Genomic DNA, 24027 nt, shown 5'->3' with positions numbered 1-24027 from the left:
CCTTGGCAAAATGCTTGTGGATCAATTGCTTCTAAAGGAGACCCATGGGCGCGAACACCGCGGAAAACACGACCCTTCGACTGAAAGCCGTGCTGGAAGTTCTGGCAGAGGGGGTTTGGTCGGCTGAGAAGCTGAACGCCGGGGCGGTCCTGGGTGAGGCAATCGAGCGCGTGCCGCTCAATGAGTATGAGCGTGAACTGCTCAGCGGGGGCATTCCGCGCGGACACAAGACGCTGACCACGGCCACCGCCAGGCTGGTCAAGGCCGGCTGGCTCGTCAAGGGCCGTTCCGGCTGGTCCATCACCGACGACGGCCAGCGTGCCACCGTCGCGTTCGCCGAGCCTGCGGCTTTCGTTGCAGCGCTCGACGCCGGCACCCCGGTCCCGGCCGGCACCCCGCTGCCTGCGGCACCGGCGCAGAAGCCGGCCGCCAAGGCTGTCCGCAAGGCCGCGGCCCCGGCCGCGTCCGCCGAGGATAAGAAAGCTCCGTCGAAAGCCACCAAGGCTGTCGGCAAGGCCGCCAAACTGATCGACGACGCTGTGGCACCGGTCGCGAAGGCCGTCCGCAAGCGCAAGACGGCCGCCGCGGCGCAGACCGAGCCAGTGGCCGAAGCGGCGGCAGGATCGGCACCGTCCGGCTCCGCCGTCAGCACCGAAACGGTCGAGCAGCCGGCGGCCGTCGCTGTCGCCGGCGATTTCAACATCGCGCTGGGTGCCCCCGCCAACTGGGCCCCCCAGTACGAGGAGTCCCAGATGGAACTGGACCTCGTGGACCAGCTCTGGAAGCTCGCGGCCGACGTCCCGGCCGGCTTCTATACCTTCAAGATCGCGCTCAACCGCTCCTGGGATGAGAACTACGGCGCGTTCGGCGTGTTCGACGGTCCCAACCACGAGGTGCACCACGGCGGCGGCCCGCTGGTCATCCACTACGACCACCGGACGCGCGACATCGTCCTGGGCTAAAGGTCCTGGCCGGAAGGTTCCGCGCTAAAGCGCGCCGGCGCCGTTCCGGCGGCAAAGGCTCGCACCCTGGGTGGCGGCGTCCGGTGGCCCTAGAATCGGGCCATGGACGCCGTCCAGGTCGCCGGTCTCCGCATCGCGATCCTCCGCGGGACTTCTCCGGAAGAGACCTTGGTGCTGCCCTGGCCGGATTCCTGCGGGAAGCCGTGCCCGGCAGGCCCCATGTCCTGGGCTTGTCCATGGGTTCCGGGATCGCGCTGCTGAATGCGATCGGCCACGCCGACTACCGGGAGGTCCTGCCGGCCGTCGCTGTGCCCACGCTCCTGCTGTACGGCGCGGAGGACACCAGGGCGCCGTTGAGCGTTGCCCTGGAGCTGCACCAGCGGATCCCGGGATCCACGCTCGCGGTGATTCCCGACGTCGGGCATCTCGCCGCCGCCGAAGCGCCGGAGGCGTTCAACGCCGAGGTCCGGCGGTTCCTGCACAGCGTGGCCGGCGGTTGAGCCAGGCCTTGGTGCCGAGCTGGACTACCGAAGCCCGGCCATCACTTGAAACGGGCCGTCATTGGAACCGGGTCGGATCCGGCCGGGGTGCGGGGCCGGGATCGGGAATCGGCAAGGGGCCAGGTGCAGGGCCGGGGGCCGGCCCGGGCACAGGACTCGGACCCGGCGGCGGGACCGGGCCGGGCTCCGGGGGAAAGGGATCGCCCGGTTCCGGCTGCGGGGTGGTGGGGCCGGGCTCCGGGGGAAACGGATCAGGTTCCCGGGTGGGTGGAATAGTCATGCCGCGCTCCCTCTGTTTGTCGGTCTGATTATCGACCAGTTCCGGCAGGCTGGGAAGGCCCGGCCGCCGCGGCCCCCGCCGCGGCCGCCGCGACGAAGCACGCAACGAGGCCCGCCGCGCCCCACCAGGGACGCGGTCGGGGAGGCTCCCGTGCCTATTGGGCATTTTCGTTAGTTCGTCGGGGGTCAGGCGGCCAGTTCGTGGTCGTGTTTGTTCAGGCGGTGCAAGTAGTCGTTGAGGTCGGCGCGGGTGTATTTCCAATCGAACGGTTCCGCGGTCGCGTTGTAGCGGTTCTGGAAGGCGAGCACGCGCTTGGCGAGCTGGTCGAGGTCTTTGAAATCGCCTCCGGTGATGGCCTTGCGCTGCAGGATGGAGAAGTAGATCTCGACCTGGTTCAACCATGAGGCATGCACGGGCAGGTGGACCAGCGTGGCGGTAGGCCACGCGGCGTCCATCCGCTCGATGGAGCGGGCCCCGTTATGCGAGGATCCGTTATCGACCACCCAGAACACCCGCTTGGCCGAGGCGTAGGGCTCGGTGGTCATGACCTTCTCCACCAGTTCGGCGAAGGGTGCGATCCCGGTCTTTTCGGCGATCGTGCCGATCACTTCCGCGCGGTGGACGTCGTAGGCGGCAAAGTAGGCCAGGGTGCCGCCGCGGCGGTATTCGAACTCGATCCTGCGGGTCCGCCCCGGGCCCGGGGCCAGGCCTGGATGGCGCCGGCAGGGCCTGCAGCTGGGATTTCTCGTCGGCGCTGATCACGTACTCGTCCGGCCCGAGCGGTTCGCCGTCCCGGATGCGGGCGTAGAGATCCAGCACCCGCGCCGCCTTGGTCTCGAAGGCCGGGTCGCGGGGGAAGATCCAGGACCGGTGCTGCCACGGTTTGATCGCGTCCTTGGCCAGCCAGCGGGCGACAGTGGCCTGGCTGATCGATGCGACCAGCCCCTCGGCGACAGCCTCGTGCGCCAGTTCCGCACCGGACCAGCGTCCCAGCGGCACGTCCTTCTCCGCCGGCGGGGTGCAGGCCAGGGCCTTGATCCCGGCGACCTGCACCGGGGTGAACGTGTGCGGCCGCCCGGTCCGGGCCAGGTCCTTGAGCCCGTCCAGCCCGCCGGCGGCGTAGCGTTTACGCCACTTGCGCACGGTATCGACATGGATCCGCAGGCCCGTGGCGATGACCGCGTTGGGTTCTCCCCGCGCGGCGGCGAGCACGATCCGCGCCCGCAGGACATCACGGTACGGGGCCCGTGCGGAACCGGCGCGTGCGGCCAGCACGGCCTCGGCGGCAGTGGACAGGTTGATCGTGAACGGGGAAGAGATCACCATGGGATCCATTTATCCTCCGCCGGCCGCGCCCCGCCGCGGTGCCACGCCGCACGGCCACCCCGCCGCGGCAGGTAGGGCAGAATGAAGGCCATGGCCAGGATTCCCGAATCGACGAAGACCTCCCTGCACCAGCGCCTGACCGCCCGCGCCAGGGAACGCTGGCCGCAGATCGAAAGGATCAACACCCGCTTCCGGGCCGGTTTCGCCTACGTCGACGCCGTCCTTCCCGGCGGGGAAGTACAGCAGCTGTGCCGGCTGCGCTATGCCGGCTACGCCAACCAGTGGGGCTTCGCGATCTACCGCGCCAGCCACGACGACTACGAGGACAACTACCTGCCCACCGGGCTGGCCGGCGGCACTGCCGAAGACGCCCTCGACACCGCCTGCGGCCTCTACCTCGCCGACCCCACCGCCTGGACCTAGACCCCCGACGAACTAACGAAAATGACCACTAGTTCCGGGCGGCGATTGTCCTGTCCCGGTCCTCGAACACATCCTCGCCGGGGCCGGAGAAGGCGCGGGAACGCTGTACAGCCTCGATGGAACCGGTGAACAACTGGGAATCGTGCGGGTCGGCCGGGTGGTGCCGGGGGTGCTCATCCGCGGCGGATACCTTGCCGGGGCGGCCGTTTCCGGACTCCGCCCGGGACCGGGCCGGAGCCATCGTCTCGAGGCGCACGTGCGGGAGCGCCGCCGGGTGGTCCTGCTGCAGGAACAGCACGAGTTCTTCACGGATCAGGCAGCGCAGGTCAAACAGCGAGGCGCTGTCCGCCGCGCTGACCAGGATGCGGACCCGGACAAAGCCGGCCGTCGCATCGGTGATCTGCAGGATGCCCACGCGCTTGTCCCACAGCGCCGTTTCGGCCAGCACCGTCTTAAGCTCCGCACGCATCGCTTCGACAGGAGCACGCCAGTCGAGGTCGAACTCCACTGTGCCCATGACCTCGGACTGGCGCCGGGTCCAGTTCTCGAACGGCGTGGTGGTGAAGTAGGTGGACGGCAGGATCAGCCGGCGGTCGTCCCAGATGTGGACCACCACATAGGTCAGGGTGATCTCCTCGATCCGGCCCCATTCCTTCTGGACCACGACGACGTCGTCCACCCGGATCGCGTCCGTGAACGCGAGCTGGACGCCGGCGAACACGTTGACCAGGGAGGTCTGCGCGGCGAGGCCGGCCACGATCGACAGCACGCCGGCGGAGGCCAGCAGTCCGGCGCCGAGGGCCTGGATCGCCGGGAAGGTCAGCATCGCGCTGCCCAGCCCCACCACCACGATCAGGGCGACGCCGATCCGGCGCGCCAGGATCACCTGGGTGCGGAGTCGGCGGGCCCGGCGGTTGTCCGCCACATCGACCCGGTAGCGCATGAGCACCATGGTCTCGATGATCAGCAGCATGGCCACGGCCAGCCACGCCACCGATGCGATGAGGCCGATCAGGAGCAGATGGTCCACGCCGTGGCGCCATTCGATGTCCCCGGCGGACACCGCGAGGGCGATCCGGACACCGATCAGGCACAGCACGAAACGTAAGGGGAGCCGGGCCATCCGCGACGTCTCGCGCAGTTCGGTTTGTTTGCGGTTGAGGCGGAGCACAATCCGGCGCAGCAGCCAGGACAGGACGAGTCCGGCGGCCACGGCGAGGGCCATGGCGAGGAAGGGCATTGCTTGAGTTAAGAAATCTTGCATCACTTAAAGGTCTAGCAAGCTTTCGCGGGCCCCTGAAATCAGGCGCGTGTCAACGTGGGACCGGTCACGCCGGGCCCCGTGGACGGAAAGCGCCCGGTGGACGGCCGGTCCGCCGGCGGGTTTGGCAGCGGCCGCGGGACCTTTGGCCCTAGCATTCAGGCCCGGACTGCCCGCACCATCGAAGAAGTTTCTATCCTCGGGGGAGGGTAAATGCGTCAATTCGGAATGCGTCGACTTAAAGTAGGCCGATTCCTGGTAGCGGGTTGGGCGGTGTCCGCATGGGTTTGCGCCGCTGCGTTGCTGGCGGGTTGCGGGTCGAGCGGGTCCAGCGGGTCCACCGCCCCGCCGTCAGCGTCGCCGACGAGTAGCCCCAGCACGGCCCCGACCCCGGCCACGCCGGCCCCGGGAACACCAACTGCCGGCACATCGGCGTCGGGCTGGAAGAGCTTCACGACGTCGGACGGCACGTTGACGTTCGACCTGCCCGCGGCGTGGACCATCAAGGATCCGGCCGGGGAAGTTGCCGAGGGCGGCGGAGCGTTTGTGGAGGTGTCCAATCCGGCGGGGAAGCCGATGGCCACGCTCCGAACGAACATGGCCACAGGATCCACCTGCACCGAGCGGTACCCCTATGCGGTCCTGGACACTCAGCCGCTGCCGGCTCTGGCGCAGGCGGGAAGCACCCCCCGCTTTATCTTCGAGTCTCGGACCGACACGACCGCCAAGGATCCACAGCTCATAAATATCTTCGCGTACGGGATTGTAACGGGCCCCGAGCCCACGGGGGATAAGGGGTGCCCCATCTTCCACTTCTTCACATGGCCGCCCAACGCGGCGATGTTCGCGGGCGCCTACAACCCCTTCGACACCACACCCGGGAATGAGCCGCACGTGGACACCCCCGAGGCCTACAAGGAGACGGCCGAGTACAAGGACATCCGGAAAATGATCACATCGCTGCGGCCGGCGGGGCAGTAGCCGACGGTTGCCGGACCGGAAGCGAGGGCTTCGCATGGGCCTGAGGGGACGGGCGGAGTCGGTGTCCACCGCGATTCTCCTTGCCTCGCTGCTGGTCGCGTGCGGCCCGCCGGCACCGCCGCCCGCCACCACGGGTGCTCCGGTGAGCCAGCCGCCCGGCAGCACCGGAGCTCCGGCGACCCCCGCGCCGTCCGGCAACTCGACGGCGCCAGGCTCAGCGGCGCAGGCACCGGCGGGTCCCACGACGGCGGGTCCCACGACGGCGGGTCCCACGACGGCGGGCCCCACGACGGCCGCGCCGGGTGGCACCACGCCGGGTGGCACGACGCCGGCGGCTCACCGGCAGGGTCACAGACTGGCCCACCCACGCAGGCTGTGCCGCCGCCGTCGGGCTGGCGTACCTTCACGACGTCGGACGGGCAGCTGAGTTTCGACTATCCGTCGGCCTGGACCGTCAAGGATCCGGCAGGCGAGGCGCCGCTGGGCGGGGAATTCGTGGACGTCGTGAACGCCGCCGGCAAACAGATGGCCGGCTTGCGCACGAACGTGGTCACCGGAGCGGAATGCACCCAGCAGTACCCGTACGAGGTCTTCGATTCCGAGCCGATGCAGGCGCTCACCGAATCCGGTGCCGCCGACCACAACGTGCCCCGCTACGTCTTCGAAACCCGGGGAGACACCACGGCGCCGGAGCCGTCGCCGCCCACCCTCGCCGGGTACGGGATCACGATGATGCCGGAGGAGACCGGCCCGACGGCGTGCCCGATGTTCCACCTGTTCCTCTGGCCGCCCAGCGGTGCGCTGTTCGGCCAGGCGTACGACCCGGCGAACAACACGACGCCGGGGGACCCGTCGCTGCCGTACCTGGCGAAGGCGAAGCTCTACGCCGCAACCCCGGAGTACCAGGACATCCGGAAAATGATCACCTCGCTCCGGCCGGCCGGCAGGTAGCCGGGCGTACGCTGGGGCTTGATCAGCGCTTGTCCGCACGGAAAGGCCCGCCATGGGGATTATTGCCCGCCGCCGCAACGCTGTCCCGACGGATCCGGCTCCGGGCCGCCGGCGGAGGTCCCGGCGGCTGCTGCGCATTTTTGCGCTGCTGGCTCTTATCGTTGTGGGGCTGGGACTGGTCTCGACGGCGGGCAACTGGTTCCTTGAGCGGCAGGAGCGGGCCAGCATCACCCCCTATGGCGAAAGAATGGAGATCGCCGGCGGAACGGTCAATGTGTACCGGAACGGTCACCCCGGCCAGCCGATCGTGCTCCTCAGCGGCCTGGGGACGGCTGCGCCCGCGCTGGACTTCGCCCCGCTGATCCGGGAGCTGGGCGACTACGACGTCATCGTGGTGGAGGGATTCGGGTACGGCTACAGCGACATGAGCGCCAGCGAGCGCACCAACAAGAACATCAGCACAGAAGTCCATGAGGTGCTCGGGAAGCTCGACCTCGGCCGGCCGTATGTCCTGGCGGGGCACTCGATCGCCGGTTTCTACATGCTCGACTACGCCAACCGGTACCCGAACGAGGTAGCGGCCGTGATCGGGATCGACCCCACCGTGCCGGCGGCGACGAGCGGGCCGGTTGAGCTGCCGCTGCAAGGGTCGGGCGTGGAACGGATGCTGTCCATCACGGGAGTGGCCCGGGCGGTCCTCGCGGTCGCACCGGCGCTGGGGGAGCCGGACGGCACCGCGTATACACCGGATGAACGCGAGCGCATCCGCCTCATGACGAGCTGGAACCTGGGCAACCAGGCCGTCGCCGACGAGACCGCCCGGATCGGCAACAACGCGGCGGACCTCAGGGGAGTCAGCTATCCCGACGAACTGCCCGTGCTCACGTTTATCTCGGAGGCAGGGTCCCCGGCGGCGTCCGCCAAGGCCGAGGCGCTGGAGAACATCCTGAAAAACGTCAAACACCACGAAACCGTGCCTCTCGACGGCGGCCACTATCTGCACTGGACCCAGGCCAGGACCATGGCCGAATCGATCCGGACCTTCCTCGGCAGCCGGTAGCAGGGCGCCGGGCCCCTCAGCCTGACGGGATCCGGCCCGAACTCAGCCGGCCGGCGTCGTCGGCGCCGCGTCGGAGGCGGGCCGCCGCGAACCGCCCCGGAGCGCCGTGCGGATGCTGACCTTCGAGGTGTAGGAGATGGAACCGTACTGGAAGAGCCGCACGGCCAGGCGGAGCATGACGGCGGCGCCGCCGAAGAGGATGGCGATCACGATGCCGGCCTCGAGCAGGTTCAGCGAGCCGAAGCCGTTCCGCAGCAGCGCGGTGACCGGGGCGGAGAACGGGAAGTAGGTGAAGATCTGCACGATCGCGGCGTGCGGATCCGAGACCACCAGGGCCACGGCGTAGAACGGCACGAAGATCAGCGCCATCATGACGCCCATGAAGTTGCCGGCTTCCTTGGCCGTCGGCATCACCGCCCCGATCGCCACGAGCGTGGTGGTGAACAGCGCGAACCCGCCGACGAGGATCAGGAAGCCGACGGTCATCCGGACCGGGTCGAAGATCAGCGGGGGCAGGTCCACGGCGGAGAGGCTCAGCTCGCCGGGGAAGAACAGGGCGCCGATGACGATCGGGGAGGTGAACACGATCATCTGTAACAGCCCGATCGCGAACAGCGCGATCACCTTGCCCGCGATGAGCGTGGTGGGCTTCAGGGTGGTCAGGATCATCTCCGTGACGCGGTTTTCCTTCTCCTCGAGGGTGGAATTGAGCATCTGCCCGGCCAGCAGCACGATCAGGCCGTAGAAGATGACCAGGAAGATCAGCGGCGGTACCACGGTGCCCAGGCCGCCGGATTCCCGGGAGCCCTCGTAGGTGACGGTGTCGATCTGCGCCTTGCCGGCGGCGAGCGTGGACAGCTGCGGTGAAGCGATTTTCTGTTCGACGGCGCGGGCCAGCATGGCCTGCGCGACGGCGCCGTACTTGCCGTTTTCGAAGATCCCCTTGTCCGTTCCGTAGACGCGGACCGCGGTGGATTCCGGGTGGGCGGGGAAATCGAAGTACGCGTCCACTGCCCCGGACTGCACGGCCCTGATTCCGGCGTCCGGGGAGCCGACCGGCCGTGCGCGGAAGAGCGCGGCGTCCCCGGCGGTGACCAGGCCGGAGGCGTCCGTGTAGGAAATCCTGAACTGGGCGCTCTTCTGGGCTTCCGCGGCGGTGTCCGTCGTGGTGTTGCTTAGGAAGATCAGCCCGAACACGATCGCCATGATGACGGGCACGGCCAGGGTGCCGATCCAGAACCGCCGCTTGGTCACGGTGCGGACGAACTCGAAGCCGATCACGGTGCCGAGATTGTGCCGGGCCATGGCTACGCGCCGTCCCGGCTGAATCCGCCGTCCCCGCTGAGTCCGCCGTCCGGCGTGCGGCGGGCACCGTCGGGCGGCCCGACGTCGGGTTGGTTCTGGTCGCCGTAGACGCGCAGGAAGATGTCCTCAAGGGAAACCTTGGTGGTGGTGAAGCTGCGGACGGTCACGCCGTCGTCGATCAGGTCCTTGAGGATGGCGGCCTCATCGGTGGCGTCGGTGATGGTCAGTTCCGCGTAGTTGGTTTCCTGGAGCAGCACCGCGTAGTGGGGCGACGGCGGAATGGTCCCGCTGTATTTGATCCGGATGATGCGGCCGCCGTACCTGTTCTGCACCTCGTCGATGGTCCCGTAGGCCTCCGCGGTGCCGTCCTTGAGCAGGATGACGCGGTCGCAGAGGCGTTCCACTTCCTCCATCTGGTGGGTCACCATGACGACGGTGGCACCGGCCCGTTTCTGTCCGGCAATGATGTCCATCAGCAGGCGCCGGTTGACCGGGTCGAAGCCCTTGGTTGGCTCGTCGAGGATCAGCAGTTCGGGGTTGTTCATGATGGTGACGCCGAGCTGGACCTTTTGCTGCTGGCCGCTCGAGAGCTTGTCCAGCAGGGAGTAGGCCTTGTCCGCCAGCGCCACCCGGTCCAGGTACTCGAGCGAGAATTGCCGGGCGGCGCGGCGTTCCATCCCCTTGAGCCGGCCGAAGTAGGTCATGATGTCGATGACCTTTTCCTTCTTGTACAGCCCGCGCTCCTCCGGGAGGTAGCCGAGCCGGTCCCCGTGCTCGGGCTTGAAGTCCCGGCCGTTGATGTGCAGAATCCCGGCGGTCGGTTCGTAGATGCCCAGGAGGGCGCGGATCGTCGTCGTCTTCCCGGAGCCGTTGCTGCCCAGGAAGCCGAAGGTCTCCCCGGCCTGCACGTCGAAGGACAGGTCGCGGATCACGGTGGTGGAGCCGAAATCCATGCGGAAGCCGCTGATGTGGACCCGTGCCTCGTCCATTGCTGCCCCCGACTTTGTCGGACAGCACTACACCGCGGGGGAGTGCCGGTGCCTTCGATTGGCCGGCGTCGGGATGCCTTTCCTGGTCCGGCCCGTCCCGCCCCACGCGTTCGCGCGGGCCTCCGTGATCAGGCCTGTGCCGGCGCACTCGCGGACTGCCCTGATGCCGTCAGCGGCGGATTGTTTGTCCTCGAAGGCCATGGAAGTGGCCAGTACTGTACCGTCTGCTCCCAGGAGCCGGAACCTGACGTTCGACTCCGCGTCCATGAAGATTTCAAATTGTCCTGCCATCGTCGTGTCCTTTCTGGCAGTAGCGCCGCCGCGGGCGGTCAGGGCACGTCCCTGTGCTGATGCCGTCTGCTCCACAAGATCCCGCAACGCTGAAAGACCAGCCTCTCCCGGGCGAAACGGTCGCGGAAGGGGCCAAAGTCCCCTTGTGTCTGGTGCCTGATAGTGTGCCCGGCGCTACATTGGGAGCATGGCTGAGTTTCCAGAGGCGGAGTCCGGGGAGTTCGTCCGGCTGAAGGCACGGGTGGACGGCGTGGTGCAGGGCGTCGGGTTCCGGTACTGGACGGTGCGCAAGGCCGAGGAGCTCGCGCTGACCGGCACGGTCAGGAACAACGACGACGGCTCGGTCGCCGTCGTCGCCGAGGGGCCGCAGGCTGTGGTCCTGGAGTTCCGGCGCTGGCTGCGCTCGCCGGAGGCGCCCGGACGGGTGGAAAACGTGGACGAAGCCCTCACGGCCGCGACAGGGGAGTTCAGCGGATTCCAGGTGGGGTACTAGTTCCAACGGCGGCTACGAACGCGTCCTGGCCTCCGACATGCGGTACCACTTCGTCATCGACACCTCGACGCTGGGCTAACCGCCCCATGTAGCTCGCAGTTGTTGCCGTTTTGGACGCTCAAAACGGCAACAACTGCGAGTCAGTTGGGCAAATGAGACGAGGACGACGGCGGGAATCACCGCCGTCGTCCTCTTGGCTTTGCTTGAAGGGGTAAATCAGCCGATCGGCTCAGCCATCTTCTCCACGACGTACTGGGCGTCCACGGAGGCGCCGGTCACGGGATCCTTCATTTCCACTTTCCAGCTGCGGGCAAACTGGTCAACCCCGCTGGTCATGGCCACGGTGCCGGAGATGAGGACAGTTCCGGGTTGGTTCAGGCCGCGTTCGGTGAGTACGTCCAGCCAGTAGTCGGGCGTCAACAGGGCTCCCAGCGAGCTGTCCTGGATCAGGGTATCCGGGGTGTCGTCAGTCCCTACCCATCCCTTCAGGGTGATCTGGTCCAGGTGGTCCCGTACGTCATCCAGACGCCAGGCCTTGCGGCCCAGGACGTCCGGGCTGGCGTTCTTGCTCCAGGCCACCCCGTGGACCTCGAGTTCGCGGTCGGTGTGGTCGCACGCAACAGTGAGGAGCACGCCGTCGTCGGTGATGACCAGCGCCCACTCAGCCTCCCCGGAGGTCCTGCCATGCTGCACGCGGACTTCCGATACCTGCTGCGCCAGGTAGGGGGACACTGGATAGAGGGCCGGAGTCGTGGTGGGGCCCGGAACGCCGAGTTCGGCCAGCTCGGCGATGTGGGCCTGCACTTCCTCCTGCTCCCGCCCTGCGTAGCCCGCATTCAAGAGGTGCTTTACCTGGACGTCCTGGGTGCGACCGTCGGGGAGTTCGAAGCTCAGAATCGTCGTCATGTTGGAGCCCATCCTTTGGTTGTGCTGGAGAAATTTACAAACCGGAAACCGGAAACGGTCGCCAATGTACATCCAGTATGCGTAATGTATACATTTAACGCCAGCGTGACAGGCGTCACCGTAAAAATCTCGTGGAGGACAACACCATGGCCAACGTCCCAGTTCCGGCTTCCGGCGCAGCGCCGCGCCCGGACAAGCCGATTCACCCCAAGGGTCTCTACAAGGCCTTTGCCGCCAGCCTCACCGGCACCGCGCTCGAGTGGTACGACTTCGCCGTCTACTCGGCGGCAGCCGCCGTCGTATTTCCCATCGTCTTCTTCCCCTCGTCCGACCCCCTGACCGGGACCATCCTGGCCTTTTCCACCTACGCCGTGGGCTATGTGTCCCGCCCGGTAGGCGGCATCATCTTTGGCCGGCTTGGCGACCGGATCGGCCGCAAGAAGGTCCTGGTCACAACCCTGATGATCATCGGCGTGGCCACAGTGCTGATCGGTGTGCTGCCCGGCTACGGCAGCATCGGCATCGCCGCGCCCATCATCCTGGTCCTGCTGCGGTTCGCCCAGGGCGTTGGCGTGGGCGGGGAATGGGGTGGCGCCGTCCTGCTCTCCAGCGAATACGGCGACCCCCACCGGCGCGGCTTCTGGGCCTCAGCAGCCCAGGTGGGCCCGCCCGCCGGCAACCTCCTGGCCAACGGCGCCCTCGCTGTCCTCACCCTGGCGCTGACCGAGGAACAGTTCATCGGCTTCGGCTGGCGCATCGCCTTCCTGGTGTCCGCCCTGCTGGTCGGCTTCGGCCTCTGGATCAGGCTGAAGCTTGAAGACACCCCTGTCTTCAAGGCGATCGAGGCCCACGGCGAACAGCCCAGCGCCCCCGTCCGTGAGGTCTTCAGCAAAGAACTCCGCCCGCTGATCGCCGCCATTTTGTGCCGTGTGGGACCCGATGTGCTGTACGCCCTGTTTACCGTCTTCACCCTCACCTACGGCATCCAGGTCCTCGGCTACGAGCGCAACCAGGTGCTCACCGCCGTCCTGATCGGCTCGGCGTTCCAGCTGTTCATGATCCCGCTGGCCGGCGCCGTCTCCGACCGGTTCAACCGCCGCCTGGTCTATGGCACCGGCGCGGTGGTGGGTGCGGTATGGACGTTCGTCTTCTTCGGAGTCCTGGGCGGCAACAACCAGCCGATGCTCATCGTGGGCATCGTGCTGGGCCTGATGGCGCACTCCTTCATGTATGGCCCGCAGGCCGCCTTCATCGTGGAGCAGTTCTCACCGCGTCTCCGCTCCACTGGAAGTTCGCTCGCGTACACGTTCGCCGGCGTGATCGGCGGAGCCATAGCGCCGCTGATGTTCACGCTGCTGCTCTCCCAGTTCGGCACCTGGATTCCGGTGGCCATTTACGTCGCCGTTGCCGGCGCCGTCACCGTGGTGGGACTGGCCCTCGGCCGGGATTCCAACACTGTGGAGGACGAGGACTACCGCCTGCTCCTGGAAGGATCCGCAGCAGCGCGCCAGCAGGCCGGCGTCGGGGATCCCGCTGAGCAACTGAACTAGGTGCGGAGCAGAAGATCCCGGGTGACAGCCAGGTGATGGTCAATGGCTTCCTGGGCCTTCGCGGCGTCGCCGGATACCAGGGCATCGAGGATGTCCTGGTGTTCGGCGCACACCTGCTCACGCCGGCCGCCAACACGGAAGAGCGCGGATACCCCCACCAGGATCTGCCGGACGTGCAGCTTGCTGTAGGTGCGGGAGATGAGTTCGTTGCCCGCGGCGTCGATGAGCTGCTGGTGGAAAAGGGTATCCAGGCGGATAAATTCCCGCGCGGCTTCTGGACTGAGGTTGTCCGGAAGCTTGGCCTGCTGGTCCAGAGTGTCCTGCATCGTCTTGGCAGGCACCCTGCGTTGTTCGATGACCAATCGGGCTGCATGGCTTTCGAGCACGCCTCGCAGTTCCATCAGCTCGGAGATTTCGCGGCCCGTCACCAAGGGGACATAGGCGCCTCGCTGCGGAATCAGTTCCACGAGCCCGTCGGATACCAGGAGCAGCAGTGCTTCACGGACGGGCGTGCGCGAGACCCCGATTTCGGCGGCAAGCTCCTGCTCGTTGAGAAACCGGCCCTGCATTTCAGGATCGATCAGAACATTCTCACGCAGATACGCGTACGCCTTCTCGCGGCCGGACGCCGCTGTCCCCGAACTTTTTCGCATACATTATGTATACAACAGACTGGAGTAATTTCATGCGTTTAGCAGTGGCCCAAATCATCACCGGAGCCGATCTGGCTGCCAACCTGGAGCTGATTCGAGAATACGCCACGGGCGCCAAAGCCGCCGGAGCCGAGCTTGTGGTGTTCCCGGAAGCCGCGATGCGCGCCTTCGGCAACAGCCTCGCGGACATCGCCGAGCCGCTGGACGGCCCGTGGGCCGCGGCCGTCCGCGACATAGCCAGGGATCTGGAGATCACCGTCGTGGCAGGCATGTTCACCCCGGGAGACGATGGCCGGGTGCGCAACACCCTGCTCGTGACCGGCCCGGGGATCGACACCTCCTACGACAAGATCCACCTTTTTGATGCCTTCGGCTTCGCCGAGTCCGATTCGGTGGACGCCGGCACGTCACCCGTGACCTTCGAAGTCAACGGCACGGTGATAGGCCTCGCCACCTGCTACGACGTGCGCTTCCCTGCGCTTTTTACGGCCAACGCACGGGCGGGCGCCCAAGTCAACATTGTCTGCGCGTCGTGGGGTGCCGGTGAAGGAAAGGCGGAGCAGTGGGACCTGCTGGTCCGGGCCCGCGCCGTGGACAGCACCACGTTCGTGGTGGCCTGCGGCCAGGGCGATCCCGCCAGCATCGGCCGGCCGGCTGCCGGCGCCGCCCCCACCGGGATCGGCCACAGCGCCGTGGTATCGCCACTTGGCTCTCCCCTCGTTGCCCTGGGTCGCGAACCCGAACTGGTGGTCGTGGACATTGACCCGTCCGTCGTCACAGAGGTCCGCGGAAAGCTGCCGGTCCTGGCGAACGCCAGGAGTTTCTAGGCCGAGCACACGGAAAAAGGAAGCGGACGACGGCGCGGCCTCCCGCCGTCGTCCCTTCTATCGGTGCCCCATCACCAGGGGTCAGCACCAGCAGCGCCCAACTGGACGCACGCCTTGAAATCGGGCCACTGGGCGCCGTTCCCTGCGCAACATTTCCGCGGCGTCGTTGACAGGCTGTGTGACAGATGCCATAGTTTTCATATGGACCTGTTGGACAGCTGGACAGCTAGACAAGACCGAGTGGTACGCGTTGGCGCGGCTGAAGCGGTTTTCGCATCGCTCCGGGGCGCCATTGAAGGCGGCAAGATTCCGGTTGGTACCCGCCTCGACTCGGAGGCAGCGCTTGCCAAGCAGTACGGTGTGAGCCGCACGATGGTCAGGGAGGCGTTGCGCTCGTGCACCGCACTGGGACTGACCGCCACCCACACGGGCAAGGGCACCTTTGTCATCGCTGATAAAGTCGCCCAGGACCTCAAACTCGGCAAATACTCGGCCAGCGCCCTCGTGGAAGCCCGTCCCCACGTAGAAGTTCCTGCCGCCGGCCTTGCGGCCCAACGCCGCAGTCCCGAAGACCTGGAGGCTCTGCGCGAAATCCTTGAGGAGATGGCCGAGGAGGACGATCTCCAGCAGTGGGTGCTGTTGAACACTGAGTTCCACGTGACCATCGCCCGGTGCAGCGGCAACGGCGTCTTCGAAACATTCCTGTCAGATATCTGCGACGCCATGGCCAACCAATCGAATACCCTCAACCTCGTGGCGGACCGGCGCAAGGAATCGGGTGAAGAGCACGCCCGGATTTTCGCTGCCATCGAGAATGGATCAGCCGACGACGCATCCCGGGCCATGAGAATGCATTTGCACGGCGTCGAATGCGCCCTGAGCACCGTTGTCCCCGGAGGCGGGAACTCCCGATCCGGCCATACGCACTAAGTCCTAAGCCCCGAATGTCGCTCAGCGTCCCCTGACCTGCCGCATCGCCGCAAGCCCCGCGCGGCCTCCTTGCCGTGGCACAACCATGCCCATAGTGCCGGCTGCGGCATCACTCAGACCTGCCTCTGGCCCAAGATTTCCTTGTCCAAACCCGTCAACGAAGCCCTGCGAGGACCCCACCATCAGCACCGCCACGGACACCCGTTCCGAACACGACCTGCTCGGGGACCGCGACGTGCCCGCCGGCGCCTACTGGGGTGTCCACACGCTCCGCGCCGTGGAGAACTTCCCCATCACCGGCCAGCCGCTGTCCTCCAACATGCACCTGGTCCGCGGGCTGGCCGCCGTGAAGATGGCGGCCGCCCGCACCAACCGCGAACTCGGCCTCCTGGACGCCGAACGGGCCCGGGCGATCGAGGACGCCTGCATGGATGTGCTGAGCGGCAAGTTCAGCGAGCAGTTCGTGGTGGACGTCATCCAGGGCGGCGCCGGGACGTCGTCGAACATGAACGCGAACGAGGTGATTGCCAACCGGGCCCTGGAAATCCTGGGCCGCCCCAAGGGCGACTACGCCCGGCTGCACCCGAACGACCACGTAAACCTCAGCCAGTCCACGAACGACGTCTACCCCACGGCCGTGAAGCTGGGCACCATCTTCGCCGCCCGGGAACTGCTGGCAGCACTCGAGGAACTGGAGGAGGCCTTCGCCGCCAAGGCCCTCGAGTTCCGCACGGTGGTCAAGATGGGGCGCACCCAGCTGCAGGACGCGGTCCCCATGACCCTGGGCCAGGAATTCGGCAGCTACGCCGTGACCATCGGCGAAGACAGGCTGCGGCTGGCCGAGGCTGACCTGCTGATCCACGAGATCAACCTGGGTGCCACGGCGATCGGTACCGGGCTGAACGCCCCCGCAGGCTACGCCGGGGCGGCCTGCCGGCACCTGGCCGAGATCACCGGCCTGCCCCTGGTCACCGCGGTGGACCTCATCGAGGCCACGCAGGACGTGGGCGCGTTCGTGCACCTCTCCGGGGTGCTCAAGCGCGTCGCCGTGAAGCTGTCCAAGATCTGCAACGACCTGCGGCTGCTCTCCTCCGGCCCGCGGGCCGGCTTCGGCGAAATCAACCTGCCCGCCGTGCAGTCCGGTTCCTCCATCATGCCCGGCAAGATCAACCCGGTCATCCCGGAGGTCGTCAGCCAGGTGGCCTACGAGGTCGTGGGGAACGACGTCACCATCACCATGGCCGCCGAGGCCGGGCAGCTTCAGCTCAACGCCTTCGAACCGATCATCGTCCACAGCCTCCACAAGAGCATCTCCCACCTGGAAGCGGCCTGCCGCACCCTCACGGCACGCTGCGTCCGGGGCATCACCGCCAACACCGAACGCCTCCGGCTGACGGTGGAACAGTCAATCGGCCTGGTCACGGCGCTGAACCCCCACCTCGGCTACTCCACCGCAACCGCCATCGCCCAGGAAGCCCTCGCCACCGGCAAGGGCGTCGCTGAACTGGTGCTCGAACACGGGCTGCTCACCGCCGAGCAGCTCGACGAGCTCCTCAGCCCCCAACGCCTGGCCAACCTGAGCAAATAGTCCCCAACCGCTCCCTAACCTCGCAAGCTCAGTTAGGGAACCCTGCGGTCGTGGGCCCACCCAACCGCTCCCTAACCTCGCAAGCTCAGTTAGGGAACCCTGCGGTCGTGGGCCCACCCAACCGCTCCCTAACCTCGCAAGCTCAGTTAGGGAACCCTGCGGTCGTGGGCCCACCCAACCGCTCCCTAACCTCGCAAGCTCAGTTAGGGAACCCTGCGGTCGTGGGCCCACCCAACCGCTCCCTAACCTCGCAAGCTCAGTTAGGGAACCCTGCGGTCGTGGGCCCACCCAACCGCTCCCTAACCTCGCAAGCTCAGTTAGGGAACCCTGCGGTCGTGGGCCCACCCAACCGCTCCCTAACCTCGCAAGCTCAGTTAGGGAACCCTGCGGTCGTGGGCCCACCCAACCGCTCCCTAACCTCGCAAGCTCAGTTAGGGAACCCTGCGGTCGTGGGCCCACCCAACCGCTCCCTAACCTCGCAAGCTCAGTTAGGGAACCCTGCGGTCGTGGGCCCACCGCCGCTGGTTGAGCCTGTCGAAACCAGGTCTCGACAAGCTCGACCAGCGACCACCCCGTCCGACCAGGGAGCCGGGGGCGCACCGTCGCGCCCAAAATCCCTACTGACTACAGAGAAAACGGAACTCGAGGACGAGGACCGTTCCAACACCGGGCCACCATCCCGGCCTCTAGACAAGGACTAACTTGAAAAACAAATCAACCATGTGGATTCTGGCAGCGCTCGTGTTCGGAATCCTCAGCGGGCTGCTCTTCCACTGGCTGCTGCCGGTGGACACGCGCGGTTCCGTCGTGGCCGTCCTCGACACCGTGACGCACATGTTCCTGAACCTCATCAAAATGATCATTGCCCCGCTGATCTTCGCCACCCTGGTGTCCGGCATCGCAGGAGCGGCCAAATCCGCCGGGGTGGGCAAGCTGTTTGGCCGCTCCATGATCTGGTTCCTGTCCGCCTCCGTCCTGGTAGGCGCCTTCGGATTTATCACGGCCCATATACTCAACGTCGGTGACGGGCTCAACCTGATGCCGGGAGGTGACGCGGGAATGGAAACGAAGCCCCTCGATTACCAGGCGTTTGTTACCCACATCATCCCCACGAGCGTCTTCGCCGCACTGACGGAAAACAACCCCCTTCAGATCCTCGTATTCGGCGCTCTCTTCGGCATCGCCCTGCTGAACCTCCGGAAGAAGGGCCGCTCCTCCATAGCGGATGCCATCGACGAACTGATGGGCATCATGCTGAAGGTCACCGGATACGTGATGAAGGCGGCCCCGGTGGGCGTATTCGCCGGCATCGCGGCAGCCTTCACCTCCAAGGGCGTGGACGCTTTCGCAACCTACGCGTCGTTCATCGGCGGCTTCTACATCTCCCTCTCCGCACTCTGGGCGATCATGATCGCCGTCGCCGTCGCCTTCCTCGGACGGGCGGCCTTCCGGCTGGTCCGGATAGTGCGCGAACCCATGGTCATCGCATTCGCCACCTCCAGCAGCGAAGCCGCGCTGCCCAAGCTCATTGAAGGCCTGACCAAGTTCGGCATCGAGAAGCGCACCACCGGTTTTGTGCTGCCCCTGGGTTACTCGTTCAACGTGGACGGGTCCATGATGTACATGACCTTCGCATCGGTCTTCCTCATCAACGCCTACGGCATCGACATGGACCTTGGCCAGCAGATCGCGATGACCGCAATGCTCCTGCTCAGCAGCAAAGGCATGGCCGGCGTGCCGCGCGGGTCACTCGTCGTCGTAGCGGCCGTGGTCCCTGCCTTCGGTATCCCCGCCGCCGGAATAGGTGTCCTGCTGGTGATCGACCAGCTCCTGGACATGGGACGCACGGCCACCAACATCCTGGGCAATGCCATCGCCACCGCGGTCATCGGCCGAAACCACGACAAGGCTGCTTCCCTCCTCGAGGGATCACCTGCGGAAGCTGCTTACGACGCTGACGACGCGTACGACACTGAAGACAGCAGGGATCCTGGGCGCGTTTCGATGCACTGACCGGATCTCGCTCCGCCCACCAACCCTCAGCCAGCGAATCTACCCCCCACACCGGATGAAAGGCCATGGCAATGACCACTGATTTTGAGATCCAGAGGTCGATGGATATGCATCACATTGAGCGCCCGGAAAGAGCACCAAGCAGACCGATCAGATCACAGATCGTCGAGTATCTGGCAAGCAACGGCGCCAGCAAAGTAGCCGACATCAGCAACGGCATCGCCTCCTCGCGGGGCTCAGTCAGATACCATCTGGCAGCGCTGGAGACCGCTTCGATCGTCCGTTCCAACATTTCCCCCGGAGCGAGATGCCGGTTCACACCCTTCTACGCGCTTGCCCCTGAAAAACCGGAGTCGGGCTCCTAGCCAGACGGCGCCGGCTACCAAGTAGGCGGACGACGGCGGGACCCCCCGCCGTCGTCCGCTGTTCGCATTGGTCCCGGGACCTAAAAGCCGCCATGGAATTTAGGTCAGCTTCCATATTCTCCGGCATTTGCTCTGGATAGCATTGGGTGACCGGACAGAGCCGTCCGGCCCGGTGTCGATGTCAGAAGGAAGCTCATGGCCGCAGCTACAGTGGACGACATCCTGTCGGATCTCCCTCTGGGTTTCGCCAGCCTCATCCTCCGGCCGTCCCGCGCTGATTCTCCGATCGAACGCTTCCTGATCGTCGACGCCGACGACGAGACTTCCGACGGCGGGGCGGCATTCGTCCTGCTGATCGGGGTTCGCGGACGCTCCGCCTTGCCGGCGTTGCGGCGCCTCCTGAAGAATCCTCCCCTGGTGCTGGCCGTCAAAGGCGGTCCCGGGGAGCTCGGGGAAGCCGAGGAGCTGCTCCGGGCTGCCGGTACGGGCCTCCTTCTGGTGGAGCCGGACGCGGACTGGGACCGGCTCCTGTCCATTGCCAAGGACCGGATCCAGCCGCCCAGCTACCAGAGCGAAGTGCTGACGCTGTTGGAAGAGGACCTGTTCGCCATAGCGCAGACGACGGCCCGCCTGACGTCCAGCCACGTGGTCATCGAGGACGCCGCCAACAAGGTCCTGGCGTACTCCACGGTGACCAACGACATCGACGAACTGCGGAAGGCATCGATTCTGGCCCGGCGCGGTCCGCGCAAATACGAACTCCTCCTCAAGGATCTGGGTGCCTACCGCGAACTGCACCGGACCCGCCTGCCTGTCCGGGTTCCGGCGAGGCCCCAGGACGGCCTGCGGGAGCGCGTCGCCATCACGCTGTTCGCCGGCGAACGCATCATGGGGTACATCTGGCTGCAGGAAACCGGGGACGGCTTCGGCGCTGATGTTGACTATGTGCTGACCGGATCAGCCGCGCGGGTGTCAGCCGAACTGATCCGCTACCGCAACCAGCAGTCGGTGCACATGCGCGAGGACCGGATTGCGCGGATCCTTTCGGGTCCGGCAGAAGCCGCGGCGAGCGCCCACAGCGAGAAGATCCCTGCGGACCGCCCCACGGCACTGATCCTGCTGGGAATGTCGGCCGCCGGGGCGCAGGAAGACGATGCAGCGCTCAAACATGGGGAGCTCGCCAGCCTGGCGTCGATCCATGCGGCGGCCTACAAACCGTCGGCCATCGTAGGACAGTTCAACGGCGACACCGCCGTGATCATCCCGGCACTCCAGTCCGCCAATGCCGAAGCCGGGCTTCGGAGCCTTGCCGAGGCCATCGTCAGGGACGCCGGGAAGCACCTTGGCATCACTCCGTTCGCGGCGGTGGGACCAATCGCACCGGATCTGCTGTCGATTCATTCGGTGACCGCCAAGACGGAGGCCCTGCTCGGCTGCATGCGGAGGTCAGGGACCGCTTCCGTGGCCACGGTGGACGATTTCGAAACGGACATCCTGTTCTACGAAGCAGTTGAGAACTTCACCGCCTCGGCCTTCCGTCATCGCAGCCTCTGGGCCCTCCTCCGTGACGATACCGAGCTGGCCGAAACCCTCCGGGCGTATTTCGACGCGTCGCTGGACGTGGCCGAATGCGCCCAGCGGATGAAACTGCACAAGAACACCGTCTACTACAGGATCAGCAAGGTCAGCCGTGTCACCGGCCTGAACTTCAGCAATCCCCACCATTCATTGGTCGCCCTCCTTCACATCCAGGAGTGGGCCGGCACGCATAAGGAGCATCTGGGCAAGAAATGATGACAGCACTCGATTCGCCGCCCCTTGGCCTGGTCCTGGATGACATTGTCCGCAGCCACCGGCCCCGGAGTGAAACAGGGTGGGTTCCCGCCAGCATCCCCCACCTGTCATCGCCGCCGTTCGACCGTTTCGGAATTGCGGTGGCCACGACGTCCGGGGACGTGTTCAGCTCCGGTGACGCCGATCTTCCCTTCTCCATCCAGAGCATCTCGAAGGTCTTCACGCTGGCCATGGCGCTCAGCGCCGATGACCCCGATGCGCTCTGGTCCCGGGTGCTGCGCGAACCGTCAGGAACGTCCTTCAACTCACTGGTGCAGCTTGAAGTGGAGCACGGCATCCCGCGGAACCCGTTCATCAACTCGGGCGCCCTGGTGGTCACGGACCATCTGATGGAAAGATTTCCCGACGCCGCCGGCCAGGTCCTGCGCTTCCTCGCCGGTCAGGTGGGTCACCAGAATGGAAGACAGAGTCCTTTCATCGACGAGGTGGCCGCAGAGAGTGAGCTCGCCAACAGCAGCCGCAACCTGGCTCTCGCCTACTTCCTGAAGGACTTCGGCAACCTGCGGCGGCCCGCCCACGCAGTGGTTGAAAACTACGTCAGGCAGTGCTCCATCATGATGAGCTGCGTGGAGGTGGCCAAGGCCGGACTCTTCCTCGCGCAGGACGGCCGGGGAGCCCAAGGCACCGTGGTCTCCCGGAGCGAGGCCAAACGCATCGGCTCCATCATGCTGACCTGCGGCATGTATGACGCGGCCGGCGAGTTCGCCTACCGCGTGGGACTTCCCGGGAAGAGCGGTGTGGGCGGCGGCATCCTGGCCATCGTCCCCGGCGAGGGCGCTATCTGCGTCTGGAGCCCCCGGCTGGATGCCAAAGGCAATTCACTGGCCGGGACAGCGGCCCTCGCTGATCTGTCCGACCGCACCGGGTGGTCGGTCTTCTGACCTGACCCCGGCTGTCCCCACAATTTCCTGCTAGAACCCCCCATTTGGATCTTTGACAGGTCGAAAGGAACACCCATGCCCAACAACCCCAATGACGCGGTTGGTTTGAACGAGGCCGACGGCGGCCACGCCCACGCCCCGGATGCCCTGATCCATGCCGAAGACGCCGGCTACCACAAGGGCCTCAAGGCGCGGCAGATCCAGATGATCGCCATCGGCGGTGCCATCGGCACCGGCCTGTTCCTCGGCGCGGGCGGCCGGCTCAACGCGGCGGGCCCGTCCCTGGTCATCGCCTACGCGGTCTGCGGCTTCTTTGCTTTCCTGATCCTCCGGGCGCTGGGCGAACTGGTGCTGCACCGCCCGTCGTCGGGCTCGTTCGTCTCCTACGCCCGTGAGTTCTTCGGTGAGAAGGCGGCCTTTATCTCGGGCTGGTTCTACTGGATCAACTGGGCCACCACCACCATCGTGGACATCACCGCCGCCGCGCTCTACATGAACTTCTTCGGCAAGTACGTCCCCTGGATGGGCGCGGTGCCGCAGTGGGCCTGGGCCCTGATCGCGCTGGTGGTGGTTCTTTGCCTCAACCTCGTCTCGGTCAAGGTCTTCGGCGAACTCGAGTTCTGGTTCGCCCTGATCAAGGTGGCGGCGCTGGGGGCGTTCCTCATCATCGGCACGTACTTTGTCATCTTCGGCACGCCGGTGGACGGCCAGGATGTCGGGCTGAGCCTGCTCTCCGACAACGGCGGCATCTTCCCCAACGGCCTGCTTCCGATGATCATCCTGATGCAGGGTGTGCTGTTCGCCTACGCCTCGATTGAGCTGGTGGGCACGGCCGCGGGTGAGACCGAAAACCCGGAAAAGATCATGCCCAAGGCCATCAACTCGGTGGTGTTCCGCATCGCCGTGTTCTACGTGGGCTCGGTCATCCTGCTGGCGCTGCTGCTGCCGTACACGTCCTACGAGAAGGGTGTGAGTCCCTTCGTGACGTTCTTCGGCTCGCTGGGGATCCAGGGCGTGGACGTCATCATGAACCTGGTGGTCCTCACCGCCGCGCTGTCCTCGCTCAACGCGGGCCTGTACTCCACGGGCCGCATCCTGCGCTCCATGTCCATGGCCGGATCGGCGCCGAGGTTCGCCCAGCGCATGAACAGGGCAGGCGTCCCTTACGGCGGCATCGCCCTCACGGCGGTGGTCTCGCTGCTGGGCGTCCCGCTGAACTACCTGGTGCCCGCGCAGGCCTTCGAGATCGTGCTGAACGTCGCCTCGGTGGGAATCGTCGTCACGTGGGCCACCATCGTGGTGTGCCAGATCCAGCTCAAGCGCTGGGCGGACAGGGGCTGGGTGGAACGCCCCTCCTTCCGAATGTTTGGTGCGCCCTACACCGGCTATCTGTCGCTGCTGTTCCTGCTCGGCGTGCTGATTATGGTCTTCATCGACTCGCCGCTCACCCTGCTGGTGACCGTCGTGGCTTCTGCCCTGATGGTGGCCGGCTGGTATGCCTGCCGGAAACGGATCCACGAGATCGCCGAGACCCGGAAGGGCTATACGGGTGCCGCGCCCGTGGTGGCCAACCGGACTCCCATCCGGTAGGCGATTACCCTGCCACCGGCCCCCGGTTCCGCTGCCCAGCCCAAACCT

24 protein-coding genes and 1 pseudogene are annotated in these 24027 nt (G+C 66.3%); 16 read left to right on the top strand and 9 right to left on the bottom strand.

Annotated features, from left to right (window positions below; genetic code table 11):
• The first annotated feature begins 44 nt into the window (after window positions 1-44).
• Together ACQCSZ_RS15235 and ACQCSZ_RS15230 are read left to right on the top strand one after the other, a co-directional pair.
• Window positions 45-962, top strand: coding sequence for a glycosidase (locus ACQCSZ_RS15235; RefSeq protein WP_427004573.1), 918 nt, complete (start codon window positions 45-47; stop codon window positions 960-962).
• A 203-nt stretch (window positions 963-1165) separates the two neighbouring features.
• Entirely contained in the window at window positions 1166-1462 is a 297-nt protein-coding gene (locus ACQCSZ_RS15230) for an alpha/beta fold hydrolase (RefSeq protein WP_427004572.1), read from the top strand.
• A gap of 465 nt (window positions 1463-1927) precedes the next feature.
• Here ACQCSZ_RS15230 and ACQCSZ_RS15225 read toward each other — a convergent pair whose 3' ends face one another.
• Both ACQCSZ_RS15225 and ACQCSZ_RS15220 read right to left on the bottom strand, forming a co-directional pair.
• Entirely contained in the window at window positions 1928-2389 is a 462-nt protein-coding gene (locus ACQCSZ_RS15225) for a transposase (protein WP_427008360.1), read from the bottom strand.
• 265 nt (window positions 2390-2654) lie between these two features.
• Window positions 2655-3068 (bottom strand): annotated as a pseudogene (locus ACQCSZ_RS15220) (helix-turn-helix domain-containing protein); the annotation flags it as partial.
• Between the two features lie 90 nt (window positions 3069-3158).
• Here ACQCSZ_RS15220 and ACQCSZ_RS15215 point away from each other — a divergent pair.
• Complete coding sequence (locus tag ACQCSZ_RS15215) at window positions 3159-3491, top strand: hypothetical protein (protein ID WP_427004571.1); 333 nt, start codon at window positions 3159-3161, stop codon at window positions 3489-3491.
• A gap of 28 nt (window positions 3492-3519) precedes the next feature.
• Here the strand turns inward: ACQCSZ_RS15215 and ACQCSZ_RS15210 are convergent, their stop codons facing one another.
• Together ACQCSZ_RS15210 and ACQCSZ_RS15205 are read right to left on the bottom strand one after the other, a co-directional pair.
• Complete coding sequence (locus tag ACQCSZ_RS15210; RefSeq protein ID WP_427004570.1) at window positions 3520-4731, bottom strand: mechanosensitive ion channel family protein; 1212 nt, start codon at window positions 4729-4731, stop codon at window positions 3520-3522.
• Window positions 4732-4970: 239 nt separating this feature from the next.
• Window positions 4971-5222: a hypothetical protein gene (locus tag ACQCSZ_RS15205; RefSeq protein WP_427004569.1), complete on the bottom strand. Its 252-nt coding sequence runs from the start codon at window positions 5220-5222 to the stop codon at window positions 4971-4973.
• 1 nt (window position 5223) lies between these two features.
• On the opposite strand from ACQCSZ_RS15205, the gene ACQCSZ_RS15200 reads away from it, so the two are divergent.
• From ACQCSZ_RS15200 to ACQCSZ_RS15190, 3 genes are all read left to right on the top strand, one after another.
• A complete protein-coding gene (locus tag ACQCSZ_RS15200; RefSeq protein WP_427004568.1) occupies window positions 5224-5733 on the top strand; it encodes a hypothetical protein in 510 nt (169 codons plus the stop codon).
• A gap of 99 nt (window positions 5734-5832) precedes the next feature.
• Window positions 5833-6684 (top strand): hypothetical protein, encoded by an 852-nt coding sequence (locus ACQCSZ_RS15195; RefSeq protein ID WP_427004567.1) that lies wholly within the window; start codon window positions 5833-5835, stop codon window positions 6682-6684.
• 52 nt (window positions 6685-6736) lie between these two features.
• Window positions 6737-7744, top strand: a complete 1008-nt coding sequence (locus ACQCSZ_RS15190; protein WP_427004566.1) for an alpha/beta fold hydrolase — start codon at window positions 6737-6739, stop codon at window positions 7742-7744.
• Window positions 7745-7786: 42 nt separating this feature from the next.
• Here the strand turns inward: ACQCSZ_RS15190 and ACQCSZ_RS15185 are convergent, their stop codons facing one another.
• The 3 genes from ACQCSZ_RS15185 to ACQCSZ_RS15175 are packed head-to-tail and all read right to left on the bottom strand — an operon-like array spanning window position 7787 to window position 10329.
• A complete protein-coding gene (locus tag ACQCSZ_RS15185) occupies window positions 7787-9049 on the bottom strand; it encodes an ABC transporter permease (RefSeq protein ID WP_427004565.1) in 1263 nt (420 codons plus the stop codon).
• 2 nt (window positions 9050-9051) lie between these two features.
• Window positions 9052-10038, bottom strand: a complete 987-nt coding sequence (locus ACQCSZ_RS15180; RefSeq protein WP_427004564.1) for an ABC transporter ATP-binding protein — start codon at window positions 10036-10038, stop codon at window positions 9052-9054.
• 27 nt (window positions 10039-10065) lie between these two features.
• A complete protein-coding gene (locus tag ACQCSZ_RS15175) occupies window positions 10066-10329 on the bottom strand; it encodes a YegP family protein (protein WP_427004563.1) in 264 nt (87 codons plus the stop codon).
• A gap of 187 nt (window positions 10330-10516) precedes the next feature.
• Between ACQCSZ_RS15175 and ACQCSZ_RS15170 the strand changes: the two genes are divergently transcribed.
• Complete coding sequence (locus ACQCSZ_RS15170) at window positions 10517-10822, top strand: acylphosphatase (protein WP_427004562.1); 306 nt, start codon at window positions 10517-10519, stop codon at window positions 10820-10822.
• 216 nt (window positions 10823-11038) lie between these two features.
• On the opposite strand, the gene ACQCSZ_RS15165 is transcribed toward ACQCSZ_RS15170, so the two are convergent.
• Window positions 11039-11728, bottom strand: a complete 690-nt coding sequence (locus ACQCSZ_RS15165; protein WP_427004561.1) for a DUF2848 domain-containing protein — start codon at window positions 11726-11728, stop codon at window positions 11039-11041.
• Between the two features lie 146 nt (window positions 11729-11874).
• Between ACQCSZ_RS15165 and ACQCSZ_RS15160 the strand changes: the two genes are divergently transcribed.
• Window positions 11875-13278 (top strand): MFS transporter, encoded by a 1404-nt coding sequence (locus ACQCSZ_RS15160; protein ID WP_427004560.1) that lies wholly within the window; start codon window positions 11875-11877, stop codon window positions 13276-13278.
• Here ACQCSZ_RS15160 and ACQCSZ_RS15155 read toward each other — a convergent pair.
• A complete protein-coding gene (locus ACQCSZ_RS15155; RefSeq protein ID WP_427004559.1) occupies window positions 13275-13931 on the bottom strand; it encodes a GntR family transcriptional regulator in 657 nt (218 codons plus the stop codon). The two genes, ACQCSZ_RS15160 and ACQCSZ_RS15155, sit on opposite strands and share 4 nt — an antisense overlap.
• A gap of 32 nt (window positions 13932-13963) precedes the next feature.
• On the opposite strand from ACQCSZ_RS15155, the gene ACQCSZ_RS15150 reads away from it, so the two are divergent.
• The 8 genes from ACQCSZ_RS15150 (at window position 13964) to ACQCSZ_RS15115 (ending at window position 23979) form a co-directional block, all read left to right on the top strand.
• Complete coding sequence (locus tag ACQCSZ_RS15150; RefSeq protein WP_427004558.1) at window positions 13964-14758, top strand: carbon-nitrogen hydrolase family protein; 795 nt, start codon at window positions 13964-13966, stop codon at window positions 14756-14758.
• Between the two features lie 201 nt (window positions 14759-14959).
• A complete protein-coding gene (locus ACQCSZ_RS15145; protein ID WP_427004557.1) occupies window positions 14960-15688 on the top strand; it encodes a FadR/GntR family transcriptional regulator in 729 nt (242 codons plus the stop codon).
• A gap of 85 nt (window positions 15689-15773) precedes the next feature.
• Window positions 15774-17276 carry an aspartate ammonia-lyase gene (locus ACQCSZ_RS15140; RefSeq protein ID WP_427004556.1) on the top strand — a complete coding sequence of 501 codons (1503 nt, stop codon included), beginning with the start codon at window positions 15774-15776 and terminating at the stop codon, window positions 17274-17276.
• 702 nt (window positions 17277-17978) lie between these two features.
• Window positions 17979-19289, top strand: a complete 1311-nt coding sequence (locus ACQCSZ_RS15135) for a dicarboxylate/amino acid:cation symporter (protein ID WP_211877044.1) — start codon at window positions 17979-17981, stop codon at window positions 19287-19289.
• A gap of 71 nt (window positions 19290-19360) precedes the next feature.
• Window positions 19361-19654, top strand: a complete 294-nt coding sequence (locus ACQCSZ_RS15130) for a winged helix-turn-helix domain-containing protein (RefSeq protein WP_427004555.1) — start codon at window positions 19361-19363, stop codon at window positions 19652-19654.
• 195 nt (window positions 19655-19849) lie between these two features.
• Window positions 19850-21448: a PucR family transcriptional regulator gene (locus ACQCSZ_RS15125; RefSeq protein WP_427004554.1), complete on the top strand. Its 1599-nt coding sequence runs from the start codon at window positions 19850-19852 to the stop codon at window positions 21446-21448.
• On the top strand, window positions 21445-22389 hold the full coding sequence (locus ACQCSZ_RS15120; protein ID WP_427004553.1) for a glutaminase: 945 nt from the start codon (window positions 21445-21447) through the stop codon (window positions 22387-22389). Before ACQCSZ_RS15125 ends, ACQCSZ_RS15120 begins: the two co-directional genes overlap by 4 nt.
• A gap of 75 nt (window positions 22390-22464) precedes the next feature.
• Window positions 22465-23979: an amino acid permease gene (locus tag ACQCSZ_RS15115; RefSeq protein WP_427004552.1), complete on the top strand. Its 1515-nt coding sequence runs from the start codon at window positions 22465-22467 to the stop codon at window positions 23977-23979.
• The last annotated feature ends 48 nt before the right edge of the window (window positions 23980-24027 follow it).

It is taken from the genome of Pseudarthrobacter sp. H2 (genome assembly GCF_050157045.1).
Lineage (GTDB): Bacteria > Actinomycetota > Actinomycetes > Actinomycetales > Micrococcaceae > Arthrobacter.
This window is presented reverse-complemented; position numbering and strand designations above follow the sequence as displayed.

Coding starts and splice junctions, on each gene's coding strand:
- ACQCSZ_RS15145 (WP_427004557.1), top strand. CDS start 14,960: ATGGACCTGTTGGACAGCTGGACAGCTAGACAAGACCGAGTGGTACGC.
- ACQCSZ_RS15190 (WP_427004566.1), top strand. CDS start 6,737: ATGGGGATTATTGCCCGCCGCCGCAACGCTGTCCCGACGGATCCGGCT.
- ACQCSZ_RS15210 (WP_427004570.1), bottom strand. CDS start 4,731: ATGCCCTTCCTCGCCATGGCCCTCGCCGTGGCCGCCGGACTCGTCCTG.
- ACQCSZ_RS15155 (WP_427004559.1), bottom strand. CDS start 13,931: ATGCGAAAAAGTTCGGGGACAGCGGCGTCCGGCCGCGAGAAGGCGTAC.
- ACQCSZ_RS15125 (WP_427004554.1), top strand. CDS start 19,850: ATGGCCGCAGCTACAGTGGACGACATCCTGTCGGATCTCCCTCTGGGT.
- ACQCSZ_RS15130 (WP_427004555.1), top strand. CDS start 19,361: ATGACCACTGATTTTGAGATCCAGAGGTCGATGGATATGCATCACATT.
- ACQCSZ_RS15215 (WP_427004571.1), top strand. CDS start 3,159: ATGGCCAGGATTCCCGAATCGACGAAGACCTCCCTGCACCAGCGCCTG.
- ACQCSZ_RS15140 (WP_427004556.1), top strand. CDS start 15,774: ATGCCCATAGTGCCGGCTGCGGCATCACTCAGACCTGCCTCTGGCCCA.
- ACQCSZ_RS15115 (WP_427004552.1), top strand. CDS start 22,465: ATGCCCAACAACCCCAATGACGCGGTTGGTTTGAACGAGGCCGACGGC.
- ACQCSZ_RS15170 (WP_427004562.1), top strand. CDS start 10,517: ATGGCTGAGTTTCCAGAGGCGGAGTCCGGGGAGTTCGTCCGGCTGAAG.
- ACQCSZ_RS15120 (WP_427004553.1), top strand. CDS start 21,445: ATGATGACAGCACTCGATTCGCCGCCCCTTGGCCTGGTCCTGGATGAC.
- ACQCSZ_RS15175 (WP_427004563.1), bottom strand. CDS start 10,329: ATGGCAGGACAATTTGAAATCTTCATGGACGCGGAGTCGAACGTCAGG.
- ACQCSZ_RS15150 (WP_427004558.1), top strand. CDS start 13,964: ATGCGTTTAGCAGTGGCCCAAATCATCACCGGAGCCGATCTGGCTGCC.
- ACQCSZ_RS15185 (WP_427004565.1), bottom strand. CDS start 9,049: ATGGCCCGGCACAATCTCGGCACCGTGATCGGCTTCGAGTTCGTCCGC.
- ACQCSZ_RS15165 (WP_427004561.1), bottom strand. CDS start 11,728: ATGACGACGATTCTGAGCTTCGAACTCCCCGACGGTCGCACCCAGGAC.
- ACQCSZ_RS15235 (WP_427004573.1), top strand. CDS start 45: ATGGGCGCGAACACCGCGGAAAACACGACCCTTCGACTGAAAGCCGTG.
- ACQCSZ_RS15180 (WP_427004564.1), bottom strand. CDS start 10,038: ATGGACGAGGCACGGGTCCACATCAGCGGCTTCCGCATGGATTTCGGC.
- ACQCSZ_RS15160 (WP_427004560.1), top strand. CDS start 11,875: ATGGCCAACGTCCCAGTTCCGGCTTCCGGCGCAGCGCCGCGCCCGGAC.